The organism is Myxococcus faecalis, assembly GCF_050039385.1.
GTDB classification, from domain to species: domain Bacteria; phylum Myxococcota; class Myxococcia; order Myxococcales; family Myxococcaceae; genus Myxococcus; species Myxococcus fulvus.
Map to the genome: position 1 here is coordinate 3,939,014 of NZ_CP144336.1, position 24,263 is coordinate 3,963,276.

Annotated in this window: 16 protein-coding genes; 10 read left to right on the forward strand and 6 right to left on the reverse strand. The window is 71.4% G+C overall.

Going from position 1 to position 24,263, the window contains the following annotated elements; genetic code table 11:
* Window positions 1-231: 231 nt before the first annotated feature.
* The 7 genes from VZQ01_RS15590 (at window position 232) to VZQ01_RS15620 (ending at window position 10,829) form a co-directional block, all read left to right on the forward strand.
* Window positions 232-2,082 carry an ATP-binding protein gene (locus VZQ01_RS15590; RefSeq protein ID WP_426748234.1) on the forward strand — a complete coding sequence of 617 codons (1,851 nt, stop codon included), beginning with the start codon at window positions 232-234 and terminating at the stop codon, window positions 2,080-2,082.
* Between the two features lie 263 nt (window positions 2,083-2,345).
* The gene (locus VZQ01_RS15595; protein ID WP_426748235.1) at window positions 2,346-4,199 is read left to right on the forward strand and encodes a cytochrome C; all 1,854 of its coding nucleotides are present in this window, start codon (window positions 2,346-2,348) and stop codon (window positions 4,197-4,199) included.
* 28 nt (window positions 4,200-4,227) lie between these two features.
* Window positions 4,228-5,391 (forward strand): FIST signal transduction protein, encoded by a 1,164-nt coding sequence (locus VZQ01_RS15600; protein WP_223749259.1) that lies wholly within the window; start codon window positions 4,228-4,230, stop codon window positions 5,389-5,391.
* A 3-nt stretch (window positions 5,392-5,394) separates the two neighbouring features.
* Window positions 5,395-8,346 carry a response regulator gene (locus VZQ01_RS15605; protein WP_223749258.1) on the forward strand — a complete coding sequence of 984 codons (2,952 nt, stop codon included), beginning with the start codon at window positions 5,395-5,397 and terminating at the stop codon, window positions 8,344-8,346.
* Entirely contained in the window at window positions 8,339-8,731 is a 393-nt protein-coding gene (locus VZQ01_RS15610) for a response regulator (RefSeq protein WP_046710855.1), read from the forward strand. The genes VZQ01_RS15605 and VZQ01_RS15610 overlap by 8 nt, the downstream gene beginning before the upstream one ends.
* A 158-nt stretch (window positions 8,732-8,889) precedes the next feature.
* Complete coding sequence (locus VZQ01_RS15615; protein WP_426748236.1) at window positions 8,890-9,789, forward strand: tryptophan 2,3-dioxygenase family protein; 900 nt, start codon at window positions 8,890-8,892, stop codon at window positions 9,787-9,789.
* Window positions 9,790-9,806: 17 nt separating this feature from the next.
* The gene (locus tag VZQ01_RS15620) at window positions 9,807-10,829 is read left to right on the forward strand and encodes a methyltransferase (protein ID WP_223782399.1); all 1,023 of its coding nucleotides are present in this window, start codon (window positions 9,807-9,809) and stop codon (window positions 10,827-10,829) included.
* 188 nt (window positions 10,830-11,017) lie between these two features.
* Here the strand turns inward: VZQ01_RS15620 and VZQ01_RS15625 are convergent, their stop codons facing one another.
* Window positions 11,018-11,719, reverse strand: a complete 702-nt coding sequence (locus tag VZQ01_RS15625; RefSeq protein WP_267698214.1) for a LuxR C-terminal-related transcriptional regulator — start codon at window positions 11,717-11,719, stop codon at window positions 11,018-11,020.
* Window positions 11,720-12,079: 360 nt separating this feature from the next.
* Here VZQ01_RS15625 and VZQ01_RS15630 point away from each other — a divergent pair, with 360 nt between their 5' ends.
* Both VZQ01_RS15630 and VZQ01_RS15635 read left to right on the forward strand, forming a co-directional pair.
* Window positions 12,080-13,261, forward strand: a complete 1,182-nt coding sequence (locus tag VZQ01_RS15630) for a sensor histidine kinase (RefSeq protein ID WP_426748237.1) — start codon at window positions 12,080-12,082, stop codon at window positions 13,259-13,261.
* 203 nt (window positions 13,262-13,464) lie between these two features.
* Window positions 13,465-13,869 (forward strand): response regulator, encoded by a 405-nt coding sequence (locus tag VZQ01_RS15635; protein ID WP_046710851.1) that lies wholly within the window; start codon window positions 13,465-13,467, stop codon window positions 13,867-13,869.
* 18 nt (window positions 13,870-13,887) lie between these two features.
* Here VZQ01_RS15635 and VZQ01_RS15640 read toward each other — a convergent pair whose 3' ends face one another.
* From VZQ01_RS15640 to VZQ01_RS15650, 3 genes are all read right to left on the reverse strand, one after another.
* Window positions 13,888-15,192: an ABC1 kinase family protein gene (locus tag VZQ01_RS15640; protein WP_223749254.1), complete on the reverse strand. Its 1,305-nt coding sequence runs from the start codon at window positions 15,190-15,192 to the stop codon at window positions 13,888-13,890.
* Between the two features lie 78 nt (window positions 15,193-15,270).
* Window positions 15,271-17,076 (reverse strand): protein kinase domain-containing protein, encoded by a 1,806-nt coding sequence (locus VZQ01_RS15645; RefSeq protein ID WP_408888217.1) that lies wholly within the window; start codon window positions 17,074-17,076, stop codon window positions 15,271-15,273.
* A 599-nt stretch (window positions 17,077-17,675) separates the two neighbouring features.
* On the reverse strand, window positions 17,676-18,143 hold the full coding sequence (locus VZQ01_RS15650; protein ID WP_426748238.1) for a hypothetical protein: 468 nt from the start codon (window positions 18,141-18,143) through the stop codon (window positions 17,676-17,678).
* Window positions 18,144-18,457: 314 nt separating this feature from the next.
* Here VZQ01_RS15650 and VZQ01_RS15655 point away from each other — a divergent pair, with 314 nt between their 5' ends.
* Complete coding sequence (locus VZQ01_RS15655; RefSeq protein ID WP_426748239.1) at window positions 18,458-20,743, forward strand: S41 family peptidase; 2,286 nt, start codon at window positions 18,458-18,460, stop codon at window positions 20,741-20,743.
* Here the strand turns inward: VZQ01_RS15655 and VZQ01_RS15660 are convergent.
* Both VZQ01_RS15660 and VZQ01_RS15665 read right to left on the reverse strand, forming a co-directional pair.
* A complete protein-coding gene (locus VZQ01_RS15660) occupies window positions 20,712-23,102 on the reverse strand; it encodes a GAF domain-containing protein (RefSeq protein ID WP_426748240.1) in 2,391 nt (796 codons plus the stop codon). The genes VZQ01_RS15655 and VZQ01_RS15660 overlap by 32 nt on opposite strands.
* A 177-nt stretch (window positions 23,103-23,279) precedes the next feature.
* Window positions 23,280-24,215 carry an aldo/keto reductase gene (locus VZQ01_RS15665; RefSeq protein WP_426748242.1) on the reverse strand — a complete coding sequence of 312 codons (936 nt, stop codon included), beginning with the start codon at window positions 24,213-24,215 and terminating at the stop codon, window positions 23,280-23,282.
* Window positions 24,216-24,263 lie beyond the last annotated feature (48 nt).

Consider the following 24,263-nt stretch of genomic DNA (forward strand, 5'->3'; position numbering starts at 1 on the left):
GACAGACGCGAGACGAATGAGGGGGGGGCACGCCTCATAACCCCGCGCCCTGGCGATGGCCATTCCAGATGGGGAGTCCTTCCACCCAGGGAGTGTCAGCAACCTCCCTGGGGTGACTCAGACTTTGTCCAACCGGGCAATTTTCCGCTGTCCTCGCATCGGGGATGCTGTCCATCACCTTCCTGATGCGGGCCGGTTGCGGGCTTTCGCCAGGAGCGGGGGGAGCCTCACATGATGCGACGTTGGACGTTCGCCCAGCGGGTGGGTGCGGGGGTGTCCGCCTGCATGCTCGCCGGCCTGTTGTTGTTCGCGACGCTCCTGTCCGTCGTGCACGGACTGTTCACCCATGAGGAGGTCTCCCGCCTGGCCTTGCGACAGGCGCTGCTCGCGGGCTTCGTGGGGCTGGCCGGCGTGGGCGCGCTGGGGCTGGTGCTGAGCCACCTGCTGGCGCCGCTGCACGCGCGCCACGAGCACAGCGAGCAGCGCCTGGGCCTGCTCATGGAGGCGGTGACGGACTACGCCTTGTGCTTCCTGGATTCGCGCGGCCGGGTGACGGCCTGGAACGCCGGCGCGCAGCGGCTGACGGGCTGGGCCGCCGAGGACGTGGCGGGCTGTGCCTTGGAGCGGCTGCACCCCGAGGACGCCGTGGCCGCGGGCCTGCCTCGCGCCCAGTTGGAGCGCGCCCGACGCGAGGGGCGCCTGTTGTCCGAGGGCTGGCGCGTGCGGCGCGACGGCACGCGCTTCTGGGCGGAGACGCTGATCACCGCGCTGTCGGACTCGCGCGGGCGGCTGTGCGGCTTCGCGGAGGTGACGCGCGACATCACCGAGCGGCGCCGCATGGAGCGGGCCCAGGCGCTCTTCGCCGAGGCGGGCCGCGTGCTGCAGCCCTTGTCCGGCGCGCGCGAGGTGGGCGAGGCCCTCACGCGCCTGTGCGTGCCCGAGGTCGCCGACGCGTGCATCCTCTTCCTCCCCTCCGCCGACGGCCGCGTGCGGCCCCAGGCCGTGGCGTGCGCGGACGACCAGGCCGCCAGCCGCCTGTGGGAGCCGCTCCTGCGCTGCCCCGACGCGGACGAGGTGGGCCCCTGTCACGTGGTGTGCACCGGCCGCGCGGAACTCCTCTCGGAGGTGGAAGCGGAGCACCTGCCCGTGGCGCTCGAGGGCAGCGCCCACGGCGAGCTCTTGCGCGTGCTGGGCGTCACCTCCTCGCTCACCGTGCCGCTGGCGGTGGGCTCGCGCGTGCTGGGCGCGCTGTGCCTGCTGTCCACCGGCGCGCGGCGCTACGGCGAGGTGGACCGCGCCTTCATGGAGGAGCTGGCCGCCCGGGCCGCGCTCGCGCTGGACAACGCGCGCCTGCTCTCCGAGGCGCAGGGCGCGCTGGAGCTCATCGGCGTGGCAGCGCATGACCTGGGCAACCCGCTGTCCTCGCTCCAGCTGCGCCTCAGGCGCCTGCGCCTCTTGGAGGTGAACGCGCACGAGCCCCGGCTGCGCGAGGGCCTGGTGGGCGTGGAGGGCGAGGCCCGGCGCATGGGCCGGCTGCTCCACAACCTGCTGGACCTGTCGAGCCTGTCCGCGGGCCCCATGACGCTGGACCGCGAGCAGATGGACCTGGCCGCGCTGACCAGGGAGGTGGCCGAGCGCCACGCGGAGCAGGCCACCGCCGCCGGCTGCGCGCTCACCGTGCGCGTGCAGGAGCAGGACACCACCGGCTCGTGGGACCGGCTGCGCCTGGACCGCGTCCTCACCAACCTGATCAACAACGCCCTCAAGTTCGGCCACGGCCACCCCGTGGAAATCAGTGTCCACGCCGACGCCTCCCACGCGCGCGTCACCGTGAAGGACGCGGGCCTGGGCATCGCCCCCGGCGACCAGCAGCGCCTGTTCCACCGCTTCGAGCGCGTCCACGGCGACGGCCGCCGCCACCCCGGCACCGGCCTGGGCCTCTACATCGTCCAACAGCTGGTCCAGGCCCACGGCGGCTCCATCCACGTCCGGAGCCGAATCGGGGAAGGCGCGGAATTCACTGTTGAACTTCCCCGTGCCCTGCAGGGCAGGGCTCACATCCCCCTGCAAGCGACCGCTTGAGTCGGTTCAGCCCGCAGCGTATTGAGGAAATCCGAACAGTTGGAGGCTTCCGGGATTTAAAGAGGGCGGATTATTTTCCCAGAAGTTGAAGGCGTCTGTTCAGTCCAGATATTCTTCGTACGGCTAAAAAGGCTCGAACCGGGGAAACCCGGAAACGGGAGAGATCCGGCCCCCCTCGCCCCCTGCGGGCGAAGGGCTACAGGGTCCGCTGGCCGGGGCGCCAATGGTGGTGCCCTCAACCACATGTACGAGGAGAGTCACCCATGGGTGGACTTGGAGCACCCTGGTCCCAGCGCGAAGCGTGTACGCACCGCTCGCTCGGTTACCCCACGGCCCGCCAGACGTTGGCGTGGGCCCTGGTGACGGGGTTGCTGGTGGCCTGCGGCGGACCAGAAGACGCGTCACTGGACGAGGCGGCGCTGGCGCCGGAGGCCGGAGAGACCACGTCGGAGTCCCAGGAGCTGTTCGGCTGGCCGTGGCCGCCTGCGCCCAAGCCGGTGGGGCTGGCGCTCGAGGTGGACAACGGCAAGGGGCAGCTCTTGCGCGTGCGCGCGGGCTCGAGCTTCTACATCAACCAGATCGACCTGCGCGCCTCGGTGCTGTCCAACCGCGACACGGGGCTCGCCGCGCTGAAGACGCAGAGCGACTTCGCGGGGCTGGGCTGGTCGGGGCTGAAGGCCGTGGACGAGGAGCCGGTGCTGCTGGGCAGCCCGGGCGCCTTCACCCGTCGGCGCTTCTACCGGGGCGCGGCGTGGATGGACGTGCCCAGCATCTTCACCGTGGAGCCCGTGGACTCGCGCGGCCGGCTCACGGGCCTGCCCGTGGTGCTCAACATCGGCTCGGAGGACTCGCGACGCGAGCGCACCGACGACTTCTTCATCCGCCGGCTGCGCGCCATCCAGTCCATCACCGACTGCCAGTCCCCCACCAACTGCACGGGCGCCCGGAAGTTCGAGGAGGAGGCGCTGGTGGAGGTGCGCAACGCGTACGAGCACGCCAAGGCGAAGGCCTTCACGCTCACCACCACCACCACCGCGCTGCGGCTGCGCTGGAGCCTGCGCCCCTTCACGCCCTACATCATCCCCGTGGAGCAGGTGCGCGACGCCGACTACGCCTATGGCTTCGGCATCGACGTGAAGGCGCTCACCCCGCCGCGCCGCGATGGCACGTATGCCCCAGGGTCCGAAATCACCTTCCAGGTCGCCCTGAAGGACGGGGCGGGCAACAGACTGCACCCCGAAGGCAGTCTGCCGTCCTACAATGAGGTCGCGCCGGACGGAAACGCGGCGGGCATCCAGTACTATCGGGCCTTCTTCGATGCGACGACGACGTACTACCGGCGCAAGCACCGGGAGCGGATGTTGATGTCCCAAATCATCGGGCCCGCGCAGAACATCCAGCCCATCCGCAGCGTCATCGCGCTGGAGGCCTTCCTGGACCCGGAGGTGGACGAGCAGGTGGTCGCCACCGAGGCGCGCGACGGCGTGTACTCTCAGTTCGCCATCCTCCCGTTCGCCAACATCGTCTTCCGCGGCGCCTTCTTCCCGGAGGAGGGCCTGTGGGACCGGCCCAACACGGACAAGTGGCAGTACAAGATTCCCGCCGACGCCACGCCCGGCACCTACCTGGTGACGGTGAAGGGTCGCCGCGTGTACCTGGGCGAGGACCTGCCCGGCTCGCGGACGATTGAAATCCAGGTGGGCACCCCGCGCCGCACCGAGGCGAGGCTCACCACGGGCCCGTGCAACAGCTGCCACAGCGAGGGCGGAGAGCTGTCCCAGGTGCTCCACGGCAACGACAACCGCGCCGCGTGCTCGGGCTGCCACGCGCCCCTGGGCTTCGAGCTGGAGGGGCCCATCTTCGTGCGCACGCACTTCATCCACTCGCGCTCCAACCGCTTCGACAAGCCGCTGGAGCAGTGCTCCTCCTGCCACCTGACGAAGGAGAGCATCCAGCGCACGAGCAAGGCCGCGTGCCTGTCGTGCCACAAGAGCTACCCGAAGAGCCACGAGGCCCAGTTCGGGAAGATTGAAAGCATGTACGTCGGCGGAGGACCCGAGTCCTTCCAGCAGTGCACCGGCGCCTGTCATACCCAGCACCCGCGCAGCGGCCTGTAGCCGCCGCCAGACACCTCGGAGGTCCTCCATGGCCCAAGTGAAGATGCAGACGGCTCGAACCACGCTGACGGAGCCGGCCGCGGCCGCGGAGGACCTCTTGAGCCAGCTGGGCAACGTCAAGCCCGTGCTGGTGACGATGTTCGCCTCGCGCAACCGGGACCAGCATGCGTTGAACCGCGCGGTGCGCGAGCGGCTCCCCCCGGGCACGCGCCTCATCGGCGCGACGACGGCGGGCGAGCTGGACAACACCGGCATCCACGAGGGCAGCGTGGTGCTGTCCGCGCTCTCCGGCGACGTGGAGGTGGGCCTGGGGCTGGGCACGCAGCTGTCGGTGGACGCCATCACCGCCGGGCAGAACGCCATCAAGCGCGCGTGCGAGGATTTGGGCGTGCGCCAGCAGGACCTGGACCCCAGGCGGTACGTGGGCCTCGTCATCGACGACGGCTTTCGTTACAAGAAAGAAGAGCTGCTGCTGGGCATCCTGGAGCGCAGCCAGACGCTGGTGCTGGTGGGCGGCGGGGCCAGCGACGACAACCGCGACCCGGCCAAGCAGTCCGCGCTGGTGCACGTGGACGGCGAGGTGGCCACCGACGCGGTGCTGGTGGCGCTGTTCCGCACCAGCGCGCCCTGGGCGGCCCTGCGCTCGCACTGGTACGTGCCCACCGGGGAGAAGCTCACCATCACCAAGGTGGACGAGAGCCACACCCGCGCGCTGGAAATCGACGGGCACCCGGCCGCCAGGCGCTACGCTGAAATCCTGGGCGTCAAGGACGTGAAGGATTTGGAGTTCGGCACGCCCGAGGGCTTCGCGGTGCGCCCCACCGCGCTGCGCGTGGGCCGCGAGTACTTCATCCGCGCCGCGTGGCGGCCCCAGGAGGACGGCTCCATCCTCTTCGCCAACCTGCTGGAGGAGGGCACGGAGCTGGAGCTGATGAAGCTGGGGGACATGGCGGGCATGACGCGCGGCTTCTTCACCGACGAGATGCCCCGCCGGGTGCAGAACCCCCAGGCCGCTCTCCTGTTCCACTGCGGCGGGCGCATGTGGTACGCGCATGCGACCAACAGCGTGGCCCAGCTCGCGGAGACCCTGAAGGCCGCACCCACCGCCGCTGGGATGAACGTGCACTTCGAAATCTATTCAGGGTTCCACATCAACACCACGTTGACCGCGCTGGTGTTCGGGGCGAACTGAGTCATGGCCACCTCCCTCCCCCCTTCCGTCCCCGTGGCGGACGCCACGTCCCTGCTGCTCGTCGCCAGTGAGCGCGAGTGTCAGCGCGTGGAAGAGGCGCTCGGGCACGCGGGTGTCATCGCCCACGTCGAGCGCGCCACCAGCGCCCCCGCCCTGGAGGCCGCGCTCGCCCGCCCCTGGTCCCTCGTCGTGTGCGGCTCGGAGCTGCCCGGCCTGGGCTTCGCCGAGGCGCAAGCCCTGTGGCGCAAGCACTCGCGTGAGCTGCCGTTCGTCGTCCTGTCGCGCGAGTGGAGCGACGAGCTGTTGGAGGCGAGCACCCGCGCGGGCGCTCGCGACTACGTCAGCGAGGACCGCTTCAACCGGCTGGGGCACGTGCTGCGGCGCGAGCTGCCCCTGGCCGGGGACCGGCTGCGCCATGACGCCACCCAGGAGCAGCTGCATCACGCCAACTGGATATTGGGCAACATCATCGACGCCCTGCCCTTCGTCCTCTTCGTGAAGGACGCGGCGACGCGGCGGCTGGTGGTGGCGAACAAGACGTTCGCGGACGCGTTCGGCGTCACCAAGGAGTGGCTGCTCGGCAAGCTGGACCACGACTACTTCCCGAAGGAGCAGGCCGACTCGTTCATCGCCATCGACTCGGACATCCTCGCGTCCAAGAAGATGCGCTCGTTCGAGGAGGTGGCGCGCGCCGGCGGCGTGGACCGCATCTTCGCCACGCGCAAGCTGCCGCTGCTCGACGCCTCCGGCGAGGCCCGCTACGTGCTGGGCGTCACCGAGGACATCACCGAGCGCAAGCAGAACGAGGAGATGCTGCGCGCGTCCAAGGCGGAGCTGGAGGCGGCCAACAAGCAGCTGGCCGCGAGCCTGGAGGAGATCAAGCGCACGCGCGCGGTGTCCGCCCGCTCGCTGGCGTCCTATCAGCAGCGCGCGCTGCAGATGGAGATCATCCGCCAGCAGAACGAGGACCTGGACCGGCTGGCCCAGGAGCTGGCGGTGGCCAAGCGCAACGAGGAGGAGCGCGCCCGCGAGGCCGAGGCTGCCGCCCGCCTCAAGAGCGAGTTCCTGGCCAACTTCAGCCATGAAATCCGCACGCCGCTCAACGGCATCATCGGCTACTGCGACCTGCTGATGCGCGAGGAGGGCTCGCGGCTGACGGCCCACGGCCGGCGCGACCTCAACGTCGTCAAGACGAACGCCAAGACGCTGCTGGCGCTCATCAACGACATCCTGGACCTGTCCAAGATCGAGTCGGGCAAGGTGGACGTCGTCACCGAGCCCGTGGACGTGCGCGAGCTGGCCGAGGAGTGCATGGCCACCGTGAAGGAGTACCTCAAGGGCAAGGACGTGGCCCTCACGGTGCACGTGGACGCGGCGGTCGAGACCCTGCGCACCGACGCGCTGAAGCTGCGGCAGATCATGCTCAACCTGTTGAGCAACGCCGCCAAGTTCACCGAGACGGGCGAGGTGGCGCTGAGCCTGGTCCCCAACGGGGACGAGGTGGTGATGATTGTCGAGGACACCGGCGTGGGCATCCCCGCCGACCAGCTCCCCTTCATCTTCGAGAAGTTCCGCCAGGTGGACGGCTCCACCACGCGCAAGGTGGGCGGCACGGGCCTGGGGCTCGCCATCGTGCGCGAGCTGTCGCGCGTGCTGGGCGGCACCGTCTCCGTGACGTCCACGCTGGGCCGCGGCACCACCTTCACGGTGCGCCTGCCCAACACCCCGGACGCGGCGCCGACGGGCGCGCAGGCCTCACAGCACGCCGAGCGCGGCGTGCCCGTGGCGGAGGTGGCCAGCCACGTGGGCGCGCTCGCGCAGCCGGGCAGCACCGTGCTGGTGGTGGATGATGATCCGCTCATCCAGCAGCTGGTGACGGGCCAGCTGGAGCCCGTGGGCTTCAAGGTGGTGGTGGCCGAGGACGGCATCATCGCGCTCAAGCGGGCGCGGGAGCTCAAGCCCCAGGCCATCCTGCTGGACATCCACCTGCCCAAGCTGGACGGGTGGAGCGTGCTCAGCCAGCTCAAGAGCGAGCCGGCGCTCGCGGGCATCCCCGTCATCCTCATCTCCGTGGAGGAGCAGCGCTCGCGCGGCTTCTCGCTGGGCGCGTGCGAGTACCTGGTCAAGCCCGTGGAGCCCGAGCGGCTGGTGGAGGTGGTGCAGCGCAGCCTGGCCCAGTCGCTGGGCTCGTCCGCCGGGGTGGGCGAAGTGCTGGTGGTGGACGACGACTCCGCCACGCGCGAGCTGGTCAGCCGCAACCTGCGCCGCGCGGGCTTCAGCACCGCCGAGGCCCGGAGCGGCGAGGACGCGCTGCTCAAGGCGCGCGTGTCCCCGCCGTCGCTCGTCGTGTTGGATTTGATGATGCCCAACCTGGACGGCTTCGAGGTGCTGCGGCGCCTGCGCGCCGAGAAGCTCCAGGTGCCCGTGGTGGTGCTCACCGGCAAGTCGCTCACCCACGAGGAGGAGGCGCTCTTGCGCGACGGCTTCGCCGGCTTCGTGAAGAAGGGCGGCCACGCGCTCGAGGACGTCATCGCCCAGGCCAAGGGCCTGCTGCTCTCCCAGCGCGCCGCGTCCGCGGGGCGGCTGCCGCGCATCCTGTACGTGGAGGACAGTGCCCAGAATCGGGACATCGTCCGGCGCTACCTGGGCGGACTGTTCGAAGTCATCGAAGCGGAGGACGGAGAGCACGGCCTGGAGCGCGCCACGCGCGACAATCCGGACCTCATCCTGATGGACCTGTCCCTACCGCGGTTGGATGGTTGGGAGGCAACACGTCGCTTGCGTGCGGTACCCTCCGTGGCCAACGTGCCCGTCATCGCGGTGACGGCTCACGCGGGGCGTGAATATCAGGACAAGGCGCACGCGGCCGGTTGCACCGCGTACCTCACCAAGCCCCTTGATCGTGACCAGTTGCTCGAGATGATCCGCAAGCATCTAGGGAGAAGCCATGGCTGAAGAAAAAGCACGCGTCCTGGTGGTGGACGATGACCCGGACCTGCTCGACCTCGTGCAGCGCTCGCTGAGCGCGTATGGCTTCGAGGTGCTCACGCACACCTCGGCGTTGGGTGTGTCCAACCTGGTGAGCCAGTCGGAGCCGGACTTCGTGCTCATCGACGTGAACTTCCCCGCCCTCAAGGGCGACAAGGTCGTCAACCTGGCGCGCCAGTACGCGTCCGCCAAGACGAAGTTCATCCTCTACTCGGCCTCCGACGAGTCGAAGCTGCGCTCGCTCGCGCTGGCGTCCGGCGCGGACGGCTACATCTCCAAGAGCGTCCAGGGGGAGGAGCTGGCCAACCGGCTGCGCACCTTCCGCCTCAAGCCGCGCCCGCCTTCACCCTGAAGCCCTCACCGCCGCGCCTCGTGCCCGAAAGGGCCTTGGCGCGGCTTCCACCTGCAGCAGCAGCACCGTCGTCGTCGCGAGCCTCTGGCCGTCACCGTCGGGCACGTCTGCTTCGCTCTCCGCCCCTGAATGCCCATTTCTCCCCTCCGGAGGGGTCCATGCACACGTTCAATGATTACAGTCCTGCGGAAAAGTTACGGCAAGAACTGGATGCGCCGCTGTTCAACCCCCTGTTGAAGAAGTGGGTGGGGAAGGGGGAGCTGGACTACGAGGTCTATCTGAAGACGCAGCAGCTGTTGTCGCTGCAGGCGTCGGAGGAGGAGCGCGTCTCGCACGACGAGCTGATGTTCCAGGTGGTGCACCAGGCGCAGGAGCTGTGGCTGAAGCTGGGCTCGCGCGAGGCGGTGGAGGTGGTGGCGGAGTTCGACAGGGACGCCCTGTGGGCCGCGTCCGCCCGGCTGGAGCGGCTGGTGCGAATCCTCCGGAGCCTGGAGGCGGAGCTGGGGGTGATGGAGACGATGACGCCGGACACCTATCAGGTCATCCGCCGCAGCCTGGGCAACGGCAGCGGCCAGGAGTCCCCGGGCTACAACATGCTGCGCAAGGCGTCGGAGGGACTGGAGGCCGCGCTGGAGCGGCTGCTCGCGCGGCGCTCGCGCACGCTCCTGGAGGTGTACTCGGGCGGCGGGCCGGACGACCTGAAGCGGCTGTGCGAGCAGTTCGTGGACGTGGACGAGGCCTTCCAGGGCTGGCTGTACCGACACTTCCAGTTGGTGCGGCGCACCATCGGCGTGGACCGCTCGGTGAAGGCGCTGGACGGGCTGCCCACGCAGGTGCTCGCGGGGCGGATGACGCTGCCGCTGTTCCGTCAGCTCTGGGACGTGCGCGTGGAGCTGACGGCCGGCTGGCGCCGGGAGGGGGGCCATTCCCCGGGCGCGCGCCGTGACGGCTGCATGGAGGGCGCGATGAGCGCGGCGGCCTACGCGGCGCCCGCCAGGACGGGCGGCGGGTGCCCGGTGGCGCACGCGGGCTTCACGCCCACCCGGGGCGAGTCGTGACGTCGAGGGCGGGCGGAGTGGAGCGCTCGCCTCGCGCGCTGCTGCACCTGCTCTACAACGGCGCCAAGGCGGTGGACGTGCTGACGGCGTCGCTGGAGCTGGGGCTGCTCGAGTCGCTGGAGGGCCCCGAGCCCATCACCCTGGCCCAGCTGGCCGCGAGGCATGGCCTGGTGCCGGGCCGGCTCTACAAGCTGCTCGACTGTCTGGAGAGCCTGGGCCTGGTGACGCGCGAGCAGGACACGGACGCGCTCGCGTCCGCGCGCTACCACGCGGTGGAGGGCCTGCGCGACGCGGCCCTCGCGGTGCTGGGGCCCGACGGCCGGGAGACGGACCGCGAGAAGTTCGCCTGGCGCACCCTGCACGGCCGGCTGCCGGAGGTGCTGCGCGGGCACCACTCCATCGCCCCCGCGGACTTCGACTGGCCCCTGCGCACCCCCGAACAGCTGGAGGGCTTCGAGACGAGCATGGCGGCGGGGCTGCCGCCCATCCTCGAGGCGCTGCGCCTGCACGCGCCCGCGCTGTGGAGGGACGGCCAGCGCGTGCTCGACGTGGGCGGCGGCGACGGCAGCCTCGCGGCGCACCTGTCGCAAGAGCACCCGGGCTTGAAGGTGGATGTCTTCAACCTGCCGGCGACGCTCGCGCTGGTGGAGCGCACGCGCGAGCGCTTCGGCCTGTCCGCCTCGCGCCTGGGCTTCGTGGCCGGGGACTTCCTGAAGGAGCCGCTGCCCGAGGGCTACGACGTGATGAGCTTCGTGCGCGTGCTGCACGACTGGGCGCCGCAGACGGCGCAGGCGCTCTTGCAGGCGGCGTGGGCGGCGCTGCCCCCGGGCGGGCGCGTCATCATCTGCGAGGAGTTCCGCACCCCGGAGCGCCTGGCCGCGCAGTTCTTCTGGACCTACTTCCTCATCGGCGTGGACTCGTGCGTCAGCCGGCTGCGCGAGGTGGAGCTCTACGAGCGGATGCTCGCGCAGGCGGGCTTCCACCACGTGCGCGTGCTGCCCGGCGGCCCCTTCGAGCTGGTGACGGCCCAGAAGCCCTGACGCCGTGCGGCGTCGACAGTGAACGGGCCAGGGCAGCCGCTGCGTTCGGAGCTGCCCTGGCCCGCCGGGGACGGTGACGCGAAGACCCGCGCGCGGGGGTTTTCGGGAGTGGAGCGCCACGGGTCCACCCACCCTCTCATGCGCCCGCGCCCGCGCCCATTGCCTGCAAGTGCTGGCGCACCGCGGTCTCAGATGCCTGCCGGGCGCTGAACGCCCAGTTGCAGCGCGAGCACCGCCAGTTGCGTGCGGTTCTCCGAGCCAATCTTCTTGTAGATGCTGGTGATGTGCGCCTTCACCGTGCGCTCGGTGATGCTCAGGCACGCGGCAATCTTGAGGTTGTCCGCGCCCGCGGCCACATACCCCAGCACCTCGCGCTCGCGCGGCGTGAGCAGCCCCAGCTCCGCGCCGCCCGTCGGCACCTCGTGCTGCAGCATGAAGCCCGGCAGCGACGGCACCCACGACAGCCCGGGCGGCATCAGCCGCTCCCCGCGCGCCACGCGCGTCACCGCCTCCACCACCTCCGCGCAGCCCACGTTGTGCTTCCACAGGTAGCCCGCGGCGCCCGCCTGCAGGCACTGCTCCACCACCTCCGGCTCGTGGTGGCTCGACAACACCAGCGACCTCACCGACGGATAGAAGTCATGCAGGCACTGCAGCGCCGTCATCCCCGTCGCCGTCCCATCCTGGTCCGGCGGCTCCAGCTTCAGGTCCAACACCGCCACGTGCGGCATCTGCTCACGCACCCGCGCCAGGAAGGGCGGCGTCTGGGAGCAGCGCGCCACCACGTCCATGCCCGCACTCTCGAGGACCAATACCAGACTCTCCCTGAAGACCTGCTGGTCCTCCAGGAGCGCCACCCGGATTCTCTCATTGGAAATGTCTGTCGTCATCATCACTCCAGATGCGATGAGAGCCCTCGGGATTCACTTCCGACGAGAGCCCTTCCGCGACCTTGTTCATCAGGCGATGTTCAAAAGTTGTTCAGGGACTGTTCAAGGTAAGCCATTCACTGGCGTGCGGAGCCTCCATCCAGGGATGCTGTCCATGTCGGGCACCCATCCGTATGTCAGTCTTTCGCAGTCGGCGCACGGGGGAATGGCAGTACAGTCCACATCAGACATACCCGTGCGGGCTGGGGCTCCGTGAGGGCGGGGGACCCTCCCTTGCCGCGTGCCGCGCCCTGGGTTACAGCTCAACGCATGTCACCCGCGTCGTCGACCGAGCATGAGCTGGCGGCCCTCCTCGAAAAGGTGAACAAGACACACGGGCCCGACTTCGAGGACGAGCCCCTGACGCCCTCCCGACACTCGCCGGCCCTGGAAGGCATTGCCGGCGCGGTGGCCCTGCTCCGAGGGGATGCGGCGCTGTATGTCAACCTGCGCTGGCAATCCCTCACACTGGCCCGGGGTCCGTGGCGGCGTTTGACAGAGCGCGGACAGGAGGAGGGGCCCGCCCTGCTCACGCTGCGCAGCGTCGTGGCCGCGGAGGTGCGGGCGCTGGACTCGACGCCGGAGGAGCTGGCCCGCATCTCGCGCTACACCTACGCGGGGGGGCATCAGCAATTGGAGGTGGGCGTCCGGCATGTCCGCGCGGACCTGGCGCCCAGGGTCGTCCTGGTGCTCGCCCGGGACATCACCGAGCAGGCGCGTCAGGAGGAGGCGCTGGAGAAGGAGCGCCGCGCCCTGGCGGAGCGCGAGCACCTGCGCATGCTCAGTGAGCAGGCCTCGGGAATCGCCCATGATCTGAGCAGCCTGCTGGTGGCCATGAAGCTGCGGCTGGAGCTGCTCCAGACCCGCCCTGGCAAGCAGGGTGAGCAGGAGACGCCGGCCCACGTGGACACGCTGTTGCGAATCGTGGCGGACGCGACGACGCGGCTGTCGCGGCTGCGCGACTTCGCGCGGCAGAAGCCCGAGTCTCCGGTGGAGCCGGTGCAGCTGGCCGACGTGGTGCGTGACGCGGTGGAGATAGCCCGGGGGGAGCTGGAGTCGCGGGCCGCGCGCGAGGGGCTGAGCCTGCACCTGGACGTGGACGTGCCCCGGATGCCGCTGGTGGAGAGCTCCGCGGCGGACCTGCGCTGCGTGTTCCTCAACCTGCTGCGCAACGGACGCGACGCCATGCCCCGGGGCGGCACCCTGCGCGTGCGCGGCCACCAGACCTCGGCGGGCCAGGTCGTCATCACCGTGGAGGACGAGGGCACGGGCATCCCCGAGCAGCACCTGCTCTCCATCTTCCAGCCCTTCTTCACCACGAAGGGCCAGCACGGCACGGGCCTGGGCCTCTCCATGGCGCACGAGGTGGTGGCGCGGGCACGCGGCACCCTGGTCGCGTCCAACCGCCCGGAGGGCGGCGCCGTCTTCACCCTCACCCTCCCCTCGCTCAGGCGGACGGCCACGGGCCGGGGCGGCCGGGCCTCCGAGTACCGCTCCGGCTGAGACACGGGGCCCCGGCCGGGGTGGACGGGGCGGGTGGAGGTACACCCGGTCCACCCACCACGTCCTGTCACGGCGGCGCGAAGGGCGACTTCGCGAGGGCGCAAGGGGGCGACAGGCGGCCCTCGGCTAGGTGATAATCCGTAGGCCACCCGGCCTGGTGGCGACATCCGGTGGGCGTCGGGCGCCCATGAGGGGGAGGAGTCATGTCGGAGATGAAAATCCGAGTGCTGGTGGTGGATGACGACCAGGAGCAGCTCACGCTCGCGGAGCGCTCGCTGTCGGCGTACGGGTTCGATGTGCGCACCCACCGCTCCTCGTTGGGCGTGTCCAACCTGGTGCGCACGACGATGCCGGACCTGGTGCTGCTGGACGTGAACATCCCGGCCCTCACCGGGGACCGGGTGCTGACGTTGGCGCGGGGGCAGGCCCCGGCGGGCACGCGCTTCGTGCTCTTCTCCGCGTCGGACGAGGCGCAGCTGCGCAAGCTGGCGCTGGAGTCCGGCGCGGACGGCTACATCACCAAGAGCACCCAGGGCGAGGAGCTGGCGCGGAGGCTCCACGCCATCCACGCCAAGGGCCGCGGCCAGGCGGCCTCGTCCGCGCCGTAGCACGCGCGCGGGCTCCTCTCAGCCGAGCAGCTCCGCCATCTCCAGGAAGACGCCGCGGAAGTCCCCGCGGGCGCCGATGAGCCGCAGGTTCTGCGCCAGTCCCCCCGTGGAGCGGAAGAACATCACCGCCTCCGGCGGCGGCTTGATTTTGAGGAAGCGGGCCGCGTTGCGCGTGAAGTGGTTGCGCATGTCGCGGGGGATTTCGCAGGACGTGTAGTCGTACGGGGTGGTGCGCATGGGCCTGCCGGCGATGTGCAGCACCTCGCGGATGAGGTCCGCGGCCTCGTCGCCGGGCAGCTCCACGGTGAAGCCCACCTCCAGGCTCAGCCGCAGTACGTCGAAGGGCTCCAGCTTCAGGGACTGCTGGAACATGCGCCGGTTGGCGTCCACGAAGCGCGGGCTGAAGCGCTTGATGGAGCCGAAGTCGAGCAGGCCCAGGCGCCCGTCCGGCATCACCATGAAGTTGCCCGGGTGCGGGTCCGCGTGGATTTCACCCGCGCCGAAGAAGGGCCCGTACGTGGCGCGGATGAGCTGGCGCGACACGCGGAAGCGCTCCTCGTTGGAGGACTCCTTCGTCACCCAGTCCTTGAGCGTCAGGCCCTCCAGCAGCTCCATGGTCAGCACGCGCCCGGCGCTGTGGCTGTCGACGACGCCGGGGACGTGGAGGTCCTCCAGCCGGGCCACGCTCCTGGCGAAGCCCCGGGCGAGCTCCGCCTCGCGCCGGTAGTCCAGCTCCAGCAGCAGCTCGTCGCGGAACTCCTGGAAGTACGCCGAGCCGTCCATCAGCCGCGAGGCCTTGGACATCGTCTTCACGACGAGGCCCAGGTTCTCCATGTCGTGCGTCAGCGACTCGGCGATGCCCGGGTACTGCACCTTCACCGCCACGGGGCGCCCGTCCGCGAGCACCGCGCGGTGCACCTGGCCCAGGGAGGCGGCGGCCAGGGGCTCGCGGCTGAACTCGCGGAAGGCCTCCTCGGGGGGACAGCCCAGCTCCTCGCGCACCACGCGCGACACCATGTCGTAGGACATGGAAGGGGCCTGGTTCTGCAGGCGGGCGAGGACCTGGCGCACCTCGGGGGTGAGCAGGTCCGGGTCCATGGAGAGCGCCTGGCCCAGCTTCATGGCCGCGCCCTTGAGCTCCCCCAGGGTGGAGACGAGCTTCTCCGCGGCGTTCCTGCTGAGCAGTTCCGGCGTGCCGCCCGTCAGGCGCTTCGCGCTGCTCTTGAGCACGTCGGTGCCCACCTGCATGGAGAGGCCCGCCAGCTTGCGCAGCCGGGTGAAGCGCCCTTGGGGTGGAAGCGAGTCGTCGGAGTCGGAGGCCATGGGTCCAGGGTGGATTAACGAGGAGCCCACCCCGGGACGCAAGGAACGGCGGTCCACCCCTGGCGCCCGCCCGCCCGCCTACCGGGGCGTGGGCGTGTTGCGCAGCCGGGCCCGGAGCATGCGCCAGCGCTTGAGCCCTTCCAGATCCAGCGGGTCCATGCGCACCGCCTGCTCGTAGGCGGCGAGCGCCTCCTGCAGCCGGCCCACCGAGGACAGCGCGTCACCGGACAGCCGCTGCACCGCGGCGCGGCCGTCGCGGCCGGGGAACTCGGCGAGGAAGCGGCGGCGGCAGTTCTCCAGCGCCGTGGCGGTGAGGCCCGCGGCGAGGCAGCGCTCCACGCCCTCCACGTTGCCCAGGCGCGCGTCGTACTCCGCCCGGCGCTCCACGTGCCCCAGCACATGCAGCGCCGCGGCCACCCGCTCCCCCACCCGCTCGAGCTGGGCGCGCTGCCCCAGGGACAGGTTGCGCGCCTTGAGGGGCTCGAGCGCCGTGCGGGCGCGCTGGGCGCCCACGCGCAGGGTCTCCGGCGTGGCGTCCCGGGGGACCTCCAGCACGGCGTAGTGGTCCCCGGACATCCGGTTGCGGAAGCCCTGGAGCACGCGCTCCGCCTCGGCGTCCTCGCGCATGGGGGACGGCGGCGGCGTGGGCGGCTCCAGGCGCACGCCGGACTTCAGCCGGGCGAGCGCCTCCTGGAAGGCGGGGGACGTGTCGCGAAGCTGCACGCCGAAGCCCGGCGACATGCGCCAGGCCCTGGCCTGCTCCTCCGTCACGTGGCGCACCACCTGGCCGGTGCAGGCGAGTTCGCCGCCGGGCAGCCGCAGCAGGAGCCCCACGTCGGAGAGCAGCGGCGGCGGCGCGGCGGGCGTGTGCAGGAAGAGGCCGGCGCGGCCCACCCACTCGCACGACAGCTCGTGCGAGTGCGGCGCGCCCGACATGCGCACCCGGGCGGTGAAGCCGGGCGCCGCGGGCTCCGGCTCGGGCACGAGCGCGGTGGCGAGCGCGGCGCGCAGGTCCGAGGCCTGGGCGAAGCGGTCCGCGGGGCGCTTGGCCAGAGCGCGCAGGAGCACGCGCGACAGCGTCCTGGGCACGTCCGGGCGCACCTCGTGCGGCGGCACCGGCGGCTTCTGGAGGTGGCCGATGAGCACCTCCGCCGCGGTGCGGCCCGCGAAGGGCACGCGTCCGGTGAGCAGGAAGTAGCCCAGCACGCCCACCGCGTAGAGGTCCGTGCGCGCGTCCACCACTTCGTCGCCGCACTGCTCGGGGGCCATGAACTCCGGCGTCCCCAGCAGCACGCCCACCTCCGTGGTGTGCACGCCCGCCGGGCGCGACAGCAGCTTGGCGATGCCGAAGTCCAGGAGCTTCACGCGCTGGCGGCCCTGCGGCCCCGGCACCAGGAAGACGTTGGCCGGCTTCAAGTCACGGTGGACGATGCCGTGCGCGTGCGCCGCGCCCAGCGCGTCACACACCTGGGAGAGCAGGTCCACCACCAGCGCGGGCGGCAGCGGCTCCTTGGCGAAGGCCGCCAGGCTCTGCCCCTCCAGGTACTCCATCACCAGGTAGGGACGGCCGTCGCGCGTGTCCAAGTCGTAGAGCGCGACGACGTTCTCGTGCTGCACCACCGTCAGCGTGCGCGCCTCCGACAGGAAGCGGGCCACCAGGTCCGGGTCCTGCGCCAGGTGCGAGTGCAGCACCTTGATGGCCACGCGCTTCTGGATGAGGGCGTGCTCGGCCAGCATCACCGTGCCCATGCCGCCGCGGCCCAGCTCCTTCAGCAGCTTGAAGTGCCCCAGCTGGTGCCCCACCAACGAGCCCGGCACGGGCGTGGGGACCGGCGTCAGCGTCTCCACCCGGACGGGCGGCGGCGGCGTCCCCGCGTACAACATCGTGTTCCCTTCCGCCGGCGTGTGCCGGTGAGGACGCACCCAGGTCGGACACTCACTGGGGTCGGAGTGCGGAGGCACGCAGGAGCAGATGACGTTCTGGACGAACACGGGGCGATTGGGGGACGCGGGGACAGGGTGATTCGGAAGACGGGTTGCGAGTCGTGTGCCACCCTCGATTCAACCGCGCTGGCACCGGCGCTTCATGCGAAAGGAGTCGTGTGACTTCAGGTTCCGGACAGTGAGGGAGGAACGCGCCCTCATTGCTGGAAGTCTCCCCTGCTCTCTCCGCAGAAACTACAGCCATTCGGTTGAAAACTTTACCGCTCGGCTCGCAATGCGCGGTTGGGTTTCTGGGATTCCTTTTCTCTCCGTCTCACTCCCATGTTTTGTGGAACACGTTTCACGCCTTCCCTGTCTCGCCGCCCCCCTGAAGGGAAGACGCAGGGGGTCGGGTTCCTTGAGTCAAAAGATGTGATGAGGATGAACCGAGGGGCGTGGCTCCCCGGAAACAGGAAGACCCCTCGGGCGGAGCCACGGGGGCGCCGCCGGAGGGGTCTGGGTGAGGCGTCGTCTTCGGGAGGGCCGGTGGGCCCTGTTCATCAGCCGATGATGGGCTCGCAGTAGCCGTCGGTCGAGCAGGCCAGGCCCGAGCAGCAGGCAGCGCCTTCGCCACAGGGCGCCTCGACGGGCTGGCAGGAGCCGGCATCGGGCTCGCCGCCGGTGCCCGCGTCGGGCTCGCTGTCACAGGCGCCCAGCGTGTCGCCGTGCTTGACGTGGGCCTTCACGGCGGCCAGGCCCACGGTGATGGAGTGCGCGTTGTCGGGGTTGCCCGGCGGGATGTGGCAGAGGGTGACCTTGCCCGCGTTGAGCGGGTGGAACGGATCATCGGAGTCGGCTCCCGCGGCCTCGCCCTCGTCGGTGCCGGGCGCACCCTCCAGGCCGCCGGACTGGGGCGCGCCGGTGGACGGCTCCGCGTCGGGCCCGGGTGAGCCACCGCATCCGCTCGCGAGCAACGCGCACAGGGCCACCACGAGAGAGGGAGTCGCAATGAGGTTCAGACGTCGCATGAACGTTCTCCAGTTCCAGGTGTACGGGTGTCGAGCGCCGCGCGAGACCTCGGAGCCATGAGCATGGCCGGGCCACACGCCTGGAGCGAGGGAGCCAGCCCTTGTAGACGACTGCTCCCCGCGAGCACTTCCACCACGCGAAGAAGACCCGGCACCCACGCCCCCGGCCACGCGCTTCACCAGGCGTGGACGCGCTTGAACGCGGAGCCTCGATGAGGGCGCCGGCAGACGCCTCGGAGCGGTTCGCTCGGGAACTTTTCCGTGAGGGTGGTGTCGAGCGGGCGGGGCCGTCATCGGAGGTGGTTGTGGAGCACGTGAGAATCCGACGGGTGCCGAGCTGGACACTCGGTGTCGGGGTGTTGACGGTGCTGCTCGGCGCGGGGGTCGGAGCGGGCGCGGAGCCGGGTGGACCGGGTGCGAGCGTCGCGCCCGCGCTGGAGAACGCCGCGGCGCTGGGGCGCGTCTGGGGCGAGGTGAAGTACGCGCATCCGGCGCTCGCGACGGGCGCGGTCGATTGGGATGCGGCGCTCCTCGCCGCGCTGCCCGGTGCGCTCGCGGCGAGCACCCCCGAGGCGCTCGCCGCGACAGTGGGCGGCATGCTGCGCACGCTCGAGGACCCGCTCACCCGGGTCGTGCGGGATGGGCCGGTGGTGGCCACGAGCACGGCACCTGGGCCGCTGTCGCGCTGGGTGGGTGACGCGCTGGTGCTGGACCTGGACCGAACCTTCGCGAATGTCGACGCACTGTATCCCGCGATGAGCGCGCTGGAGCCGGAGCTCGCGCGAGCTCGCCGCGTGGTCATCGACCTGCGCATGAGTGGGGATGACGCGGCCGCGTGGGCGGAGATGGCGCTCGGCTTCCTGGAGCGCTCGCTGGTGGCGGAGGAGCTGACGGCGCCCGCGGAGCGCTTCCGTGTGTACTCGGGCCACCCCGTGCAGTGGGGGCCCAGCTCCGGGGGATACAGCGCGTCCGTCGAGACGCGGCTCGCGCGGAGCTTCACGCCGGTGTCCGGGACGCCGAAGCGCTCGGTGGCGCTGCTCGTCAACGCGCGGACGCCGCTGACGCCGCTGGTGCTCGCGCTGATGTCCACGCCTCGCACGCGAGTCATCGCGCAGAGTGGGCTCGACGAGTCCTCCGCCGTGAGGACTCGCACGCTGCCGCTGCCCGGGGGATATCGCGCGGTGGTGCGCGCCTCGGAGCTCGTGTTCGCCTCCGGCGCCTCGGGACTGTCCGCGGACGTCACCGTGCCGGTGGAGGCGGACGAGGGTGACTCGGGGCCCGCGTTCCAGGCCGCGCTCCAACGGGTGCGCTCGGGCACGTCGGGGACGCGGACTCGCGCGAGCGCAGCCCCATCGAGGTCCGCCTCCGCGCTCCCCATCATCAGCGCCGAGGCCATGTACGAGCACCCGGGGTATCCACCGGAACCGCATCGGCTGCTCGCCGTCATCCGGTTCTGGAACGTGATGCGCTTCTTTCATCCCGACCCGAAAGCCCTGCGGGACTGGGACGCCGTCCTGCCCACGTTCCTCGGTCAGGCTCGCGCGGCGGCGGACGCTCGCGCCTACACACAGGTCCTCTACACCCTGGCCGCGCGCGTCCACGACGGACACATCTTCGTCGCGGAGCAGGGCCAGCCGCTGCGCTCTCTCGCCGAGGCCACCGCGCCCGTCGTCCTGCGGCCCGTGCAGGGGCGCTTCATCGTGACGCAGCTGCCCGCGCCCGAGGTCACCCGCGCCGCCGGCATCCACGTGGGCGACGAGGTGGTCGCCGTGGACCAGGAGCCTGTCGCCCTGCACGCGCGGCGACTCACCTCCCTCCTCGGTGCCTCACACGACGCCGCGAGGGCCGAGCGCGTCGCCAGCCTGTTGCTCGCGGGCGCGGACGGCAAGCACGTCGAGGTCATGCTCCAGGGCTCCGACGGCCGCCTCAAGGAGTCACGCCTGCCGCGCTCACGCGACTTCCTCCCGTTCCTGCGTCCCCCACCCCGCGACGACGCCCCCTGGAAGATGCTGAGCGGCGGCATCGGCTACGTGGACCTGCGCAGGCTGCGCGCCGAGTCCGTGGACCCCATGCTCACCGCCATGAAGGACACGCGGGGCCTGGTGCTCGACCTGCGCGGCTATCCCCAGGGCAGCGCCTGGGCGCTCGCGCCGCGACTCAACACGCGCGGCGCCACGACGTCCGCGCTCATCTCCCGCCCCCGGCTCTCCGCCGGAGAGCGCCTGGAGGAGCGCTTCCCCACCCTGCTCCCACCCAACAACGGTCCCCTCTACCGAGGACACGTCATCCTCCTGGTCGACGCGCGGACGCTGAGCCAGGGCGAATACACCGCGATGATGCTGCGCGCCGCGTCCGGCGCACGCCTCGTGGGCAGCGCCACCGCGGGCGCCGTGGGTGACACCACCAACGTCTGCCTCCCCGGCGCTCTCTGCGTCCTCTTCACCGGTCAGCGCTTCGAGACACCCGACGGCCAGCCGGTCCAGGGCGTGGGCCTGCGCCCCGACGTGGAGGTCCACCCCACCCTCGAGGGCCTGCGCGCCGGACGCGACGAGGTGCTCGAGCGCGCCCTCAGCCTGCTGAACGAGGCAACAGCACGGTGAAGACGGAGCCCACGCCCTCGCGGCTCTCCACCTCGATGCTCCCGCCCATGGCCTCCACGATCTGCCGGCTGATGTAGAGCCCCAGCCCCAGCCCACCGTAGTGGCGCTCCGACACCGCGCGCTCGAAGCGGCCGAACAGGCGCGGCAGGTCGGTCTCCGAGATGCCGATGCCCTCGTCGCGCACCGACAGGCGCACCCGCGCCTCGCCCTCGGCGGAGGCGGACACCTGCACCGGCCGCCCCGCGCCGTACTTCGCCGCGTTGGTGAGCAGGTTGACCAGCACCTGGTCCAACCGCAGCGCGTCCCACCGCCCCTGCAGCGGCTCTGGAATCTCCACCCGCACCGTGCACCCGGCCACCGCGAAGACCTCCTCCATCCGGTCCACCGCGTCGCGCACCGCCTGCCCCAGGTCCACCTCCGTGGGCTCCAATGCCAGCCGCCCCAGCGAGACGCGGCTCACGTCCAACAGGTGGTCCACCAGCGACGCCAGCCGCTGCACCTGCCGCATCGCCGTGGACAACCTCGGCGCCACCTTCTCGCGCGAGTCCGGCCCCAGCGCCCGGTCGATGAGCCCGTGCTGGAGCTTCAGGCTCGTCAACGGCGTCTTCAGCTCGTGGCTCGCCACGGAGAGGAACTCGTCGCGCAGCCGCACCGCCGCCTGCGCGTCCCGATACAGCGACGCGTTCTCCAGCGCCACCGCCACGCGTCGCGCCAGCTCCTCCATCATCGACACGTCCGACATGGCCAGCGGACGCTGCGGCGGCGACGTCCCCAACGTGATGACGCCCAGCGTGCGTCCGCGCGTGCGCACCGGCACCACCAACAGCGACGCCGGCCTGAGCGCCTGCAACAGCGCCCGCTGCTCGGAGCTGTCCGACAAGCGCTCGCACAGCGCCGCGTCCACGTCCGGCACGAAGCGCGGCTCTCCGGAATGGAAGCACTCGCGCGACAGCGACAGCGCGCCCTCTCCGCCGAGCGCCTGGAGCACCGACGCATCGCGCGAGGGCTCCTGGTGCGCGGACGCCACGCACCGCAGCGTGCCATCCGGCCCCACCAGCTCCACCAGACAGCTGGACGCCACGCTGCTGGCGGCCACGCGCGCCACGTGCTCCAGCGTCCACTCCACGTCGTCCAGGTGCTCGGCCAGCGCGCGGCTCGCCTCGAGCAGGAAGAACAGCCGCTCCTCGGCCTCCTTCCCCATCTGGAGCGCGTGGTGCAACCGCTCGCCCCGCTCGCGCAGCGTGCCGTACAGCACCGCGCGCTCCAGCGCCTGCGAGCACTGCTGGGCCAGCGCCTCCAGGAACGAGCGCTCCGACGCGGTGAAGTCGCGCTGCCCCTCCCAGGCCAGCCACACGAAGCCGCGCACGCCCCGCTCCGTGAGCAGCGGCAGCACCGCGCGCGCCCCGCCCCCCAGCACCGCCACCTCGCGCCGGACGGTGCCCGTCAGGGGCAACAGGTCCTCCAGGCGCGAGAACCACTGCGCCTCCCGCCGCTCGGCCGCGCGCGCCAGCACCGGCACCACCAGCGGACGCTTCCCCTCCAGCGCGGCCCTGAACTCCCGCGAATAGCCGAACGCGCCGATGAAGTGGATGAAGCCCTCGTCCGTCAGGCTCATCACCGTGCCACGCGCCGCGCCCGAGGCCTCCAGCCCGTCATGCACCAGCACCCTGGCCACGTCCTCCGCGGTGGCCGCCCGGGACAGCGCCGCCGTCACCGTCTGCAGTCGCGCGGAGAGCGCCTGGGAGACCCGGGCCTCCTCGTACAACAGCGCGTTCTCCATGGAGAGGCTCGCGCGCCGCCCCAGCTCCCGCGCCACCTCCAGGTCCTGCTCCGTGAAGCCCGCCGCCGCGTCACCGCGCAGCAGCGACATCGCCCCCAACACCCGGCCGCGCGCCACCAGCGGCAACACCATCCCCACCCGCGCGCCCAGCGCCACCTCGCGCTCCCAGGCCCGCTCCGACACGGCCTCCATCCGCGACGCGACACCGGTGCGCAGCGTCTGCGCGATGACGTCCGACATCGTCAGGTCCACCGGACGCAGGCGGAACAGCTCGTGCACCAGCGCCACCCGCCCCGGCTCCCGATGCGCCGCGGCCACGCGCTCCACGCGGCCGTCGTCCCCCAGCACGTCCACCGCGCACCAGTCCGCCAGCTCCGGCACCACCAGCTCCGCCAGCCGCCGCAACACCGTGCGCCACTCCAGCGAGGCCCCCAGCGCCTCACCCGCGCGATACAGGAAGGCCAGCCGCGCGGACTCGGAGGACGCGGGCTCGGCGCGAGGCCCTGTCGCCGCGGCGCCTCGCGGTGTCCCGGCGGTGTCGCCAGGAAGGTCGTCGAGTGGGTTCGGCTCGGCGGACATGAAGGCGACCCCGAGAGCGCGGTGAAGCCCGCAGCTAAGAGCGTCCCGACGCCCGCAACAATGCCGCCCACCTCCGCGGACGGGAGGACTGTCCAATCCCAGACCCGCCAGACGTTGAATGGCCACACCCCCCACGCCCGGGGTGTGTTTCAGGCGAAATGACTCGGGGTCTTCGACTCAAGCCGCGGTCGGGTTCCACCACACGGCGCCCTTGCCGTCGATGGCCCGGCGCGCGCGCACGCGCACGTCCTCCAGCGCCTCGGGCGTGAGCGGACGCCACGCGTGGGCCGCCGCGAGCGCCGCGTCCTGCTCGTTGGGGTGGCTCATCCCCATCAACATGACGTCCGGGTCCAACGTCAGCGTGTAGCGCACGCACTCCTCCACGCCCAGGTGCGGCAGCAGCGGCGCCTCCCGGTCCTCACGTCCACCCGAGCCCACCTTGCCCCGGGGCCGCGACTCCAGCGGCCGGCCATAGCCCTCCGTGTCGCCCAGGAGCTTGCCCGCGCCGAACGTCTTGAACGACACCACGCCCACGCCGCGCGAGCGCGCCAGCGGCAGCACGTCCTCCACGTAGCGCGCGTCCACGAAGGGCCCCAGGGGGAACATCACCACGTCACACAGCCCGGACAGCACCGCCCGGCGCAGCACCTCCGGATGATGGCTGGAGATGCCCCGGAAGCGCGCCTGTCCCGCGCGCACGCACTCGCCCAGCTGCGCCAGTCCCCCACCCGGCGCGGCGAGCGCCTCCCACGCGGGCAGCTCCGACACGGCATGGAAGACGAACAGGTCCACGTGCGCGTGCCCCAGCCGCTTCAGGCTCGCCGCGACCTGGGGCCCCACCGGCGCGTCGAGCACGTCCACCTTGTCGATGAGGAACACGCCCTCGCGCCGGCCGCGCAGCGCCTCTCCCACCACCTCCTCGCTCAGGCCCTCCTCGTAGTTCGGTGCGGTGTCGATGACGTTCAGCCCCGCGTCCAGCGCGCGCGTGAGCGTGGCGACGAGCACCTCGCGGGGCGTCGAGCGGTCGGCGATGTCACCGATGCCCACCGCCGTGGCGACGAAGCCGGTGCGGCCCAGCGCGCGGCGGGGCGAGAAGGAAGGGAGCGTGGACATGGCCCCCGTATCTGCAAGAGCCCTCCCGCGTCGTCAAGCCGCGCGCCT

Coding starts and splice junctions, on each gene's coding strand:
- VZQ01_RS15650 (WP_426748238.1), bottom strand. CDS start 18,143: ATGCGACGTCTGAACCTCATTGCGACTCCCTCTCTCGTGGTGGCCCTG.
- VZQ01_RS15645 (WP_408888217.1), bottom strand. CDS start 17,076: ATGTTGTACGCGGGGACGCCGCCGCCGCCCGTCCGGGTGGAGACGCTG.
- VZQ01_RS15595 (WP_426748235.1), top strand. CDS start 2,346: ATGGGTGGACTTGGAGCACCCTGGTCCCAGCGCGAAGCGTGTACGCAC.
- VZQ01_RS15640 (WP_223749254.1), bottom strand. CDS start 15,192: ATGGCCTCCGACTCCGACGACTCGCTTCCACCCCAAGGGCGCTTCACC.
- VZQ01_RS15610 (WP_046710855.1), top strand. CDS start 8,339: ATGGCTGAAGAAAAAGCACGCGTCCTGGTGGTGGACGATGACCCGGAC.
- VZQ01_RS15660 (WP_426748240.1), bottom strand. CDS start 23,102: ATGTCCGCCGAGCCGAACCCACTCGACGACCTTCCTGGCGACACCGCC.
- VZQ01_RS15665 (WP_426748242.1), bottom strand. CDS start 24,215: ATGTCCACGCTCCCTTCCTTCTCGCCCCGCCGCGCGCTGGGCCGCACC.
- VZQ01_RS15600 (WP_223749259.1), top strand. CDS start 4,228: ATGGCCCAAGTGAAGATGCAGACGGCTCGAACCACGCTGACGGAGCCG.
- VZQ01_RS15635 (WP_046710851.1), top strand. CDS start 13,465: ATGTCGGAGATGAAAATCCGAGTGCTGGTGGTGGATGACGACCAGGAG.
- VZQ01_RS15615 (WP_426748236.1), top strand. CDS start 8,890: ATGCACACGTTCAATGATTACAGTCCTGCGGAAAAGTTACGGCAAGAA.
- VZQ01_RS15625 (WP_267698214.1), bottom strand. CDS start 11,719: ATGACGACAGACATTTCCAATGAGAGAATCCGGGTGGCGCTCCTGGAG.
- VZQ01_RS15590 (WP_426748234.1), top strand. CDS start 232: ATGATGCGACGTTGGACGTTCGCCCAGCGGGTGGGTGCGGGGGTGTCC.
- VZQ01_RS15605 (WP_223749258.1), top strand. CDS start 5,395: ATGGCCACCTCCCTCCCCCCTTCCGTCCCCGTGGCGGACGCCACGTCC.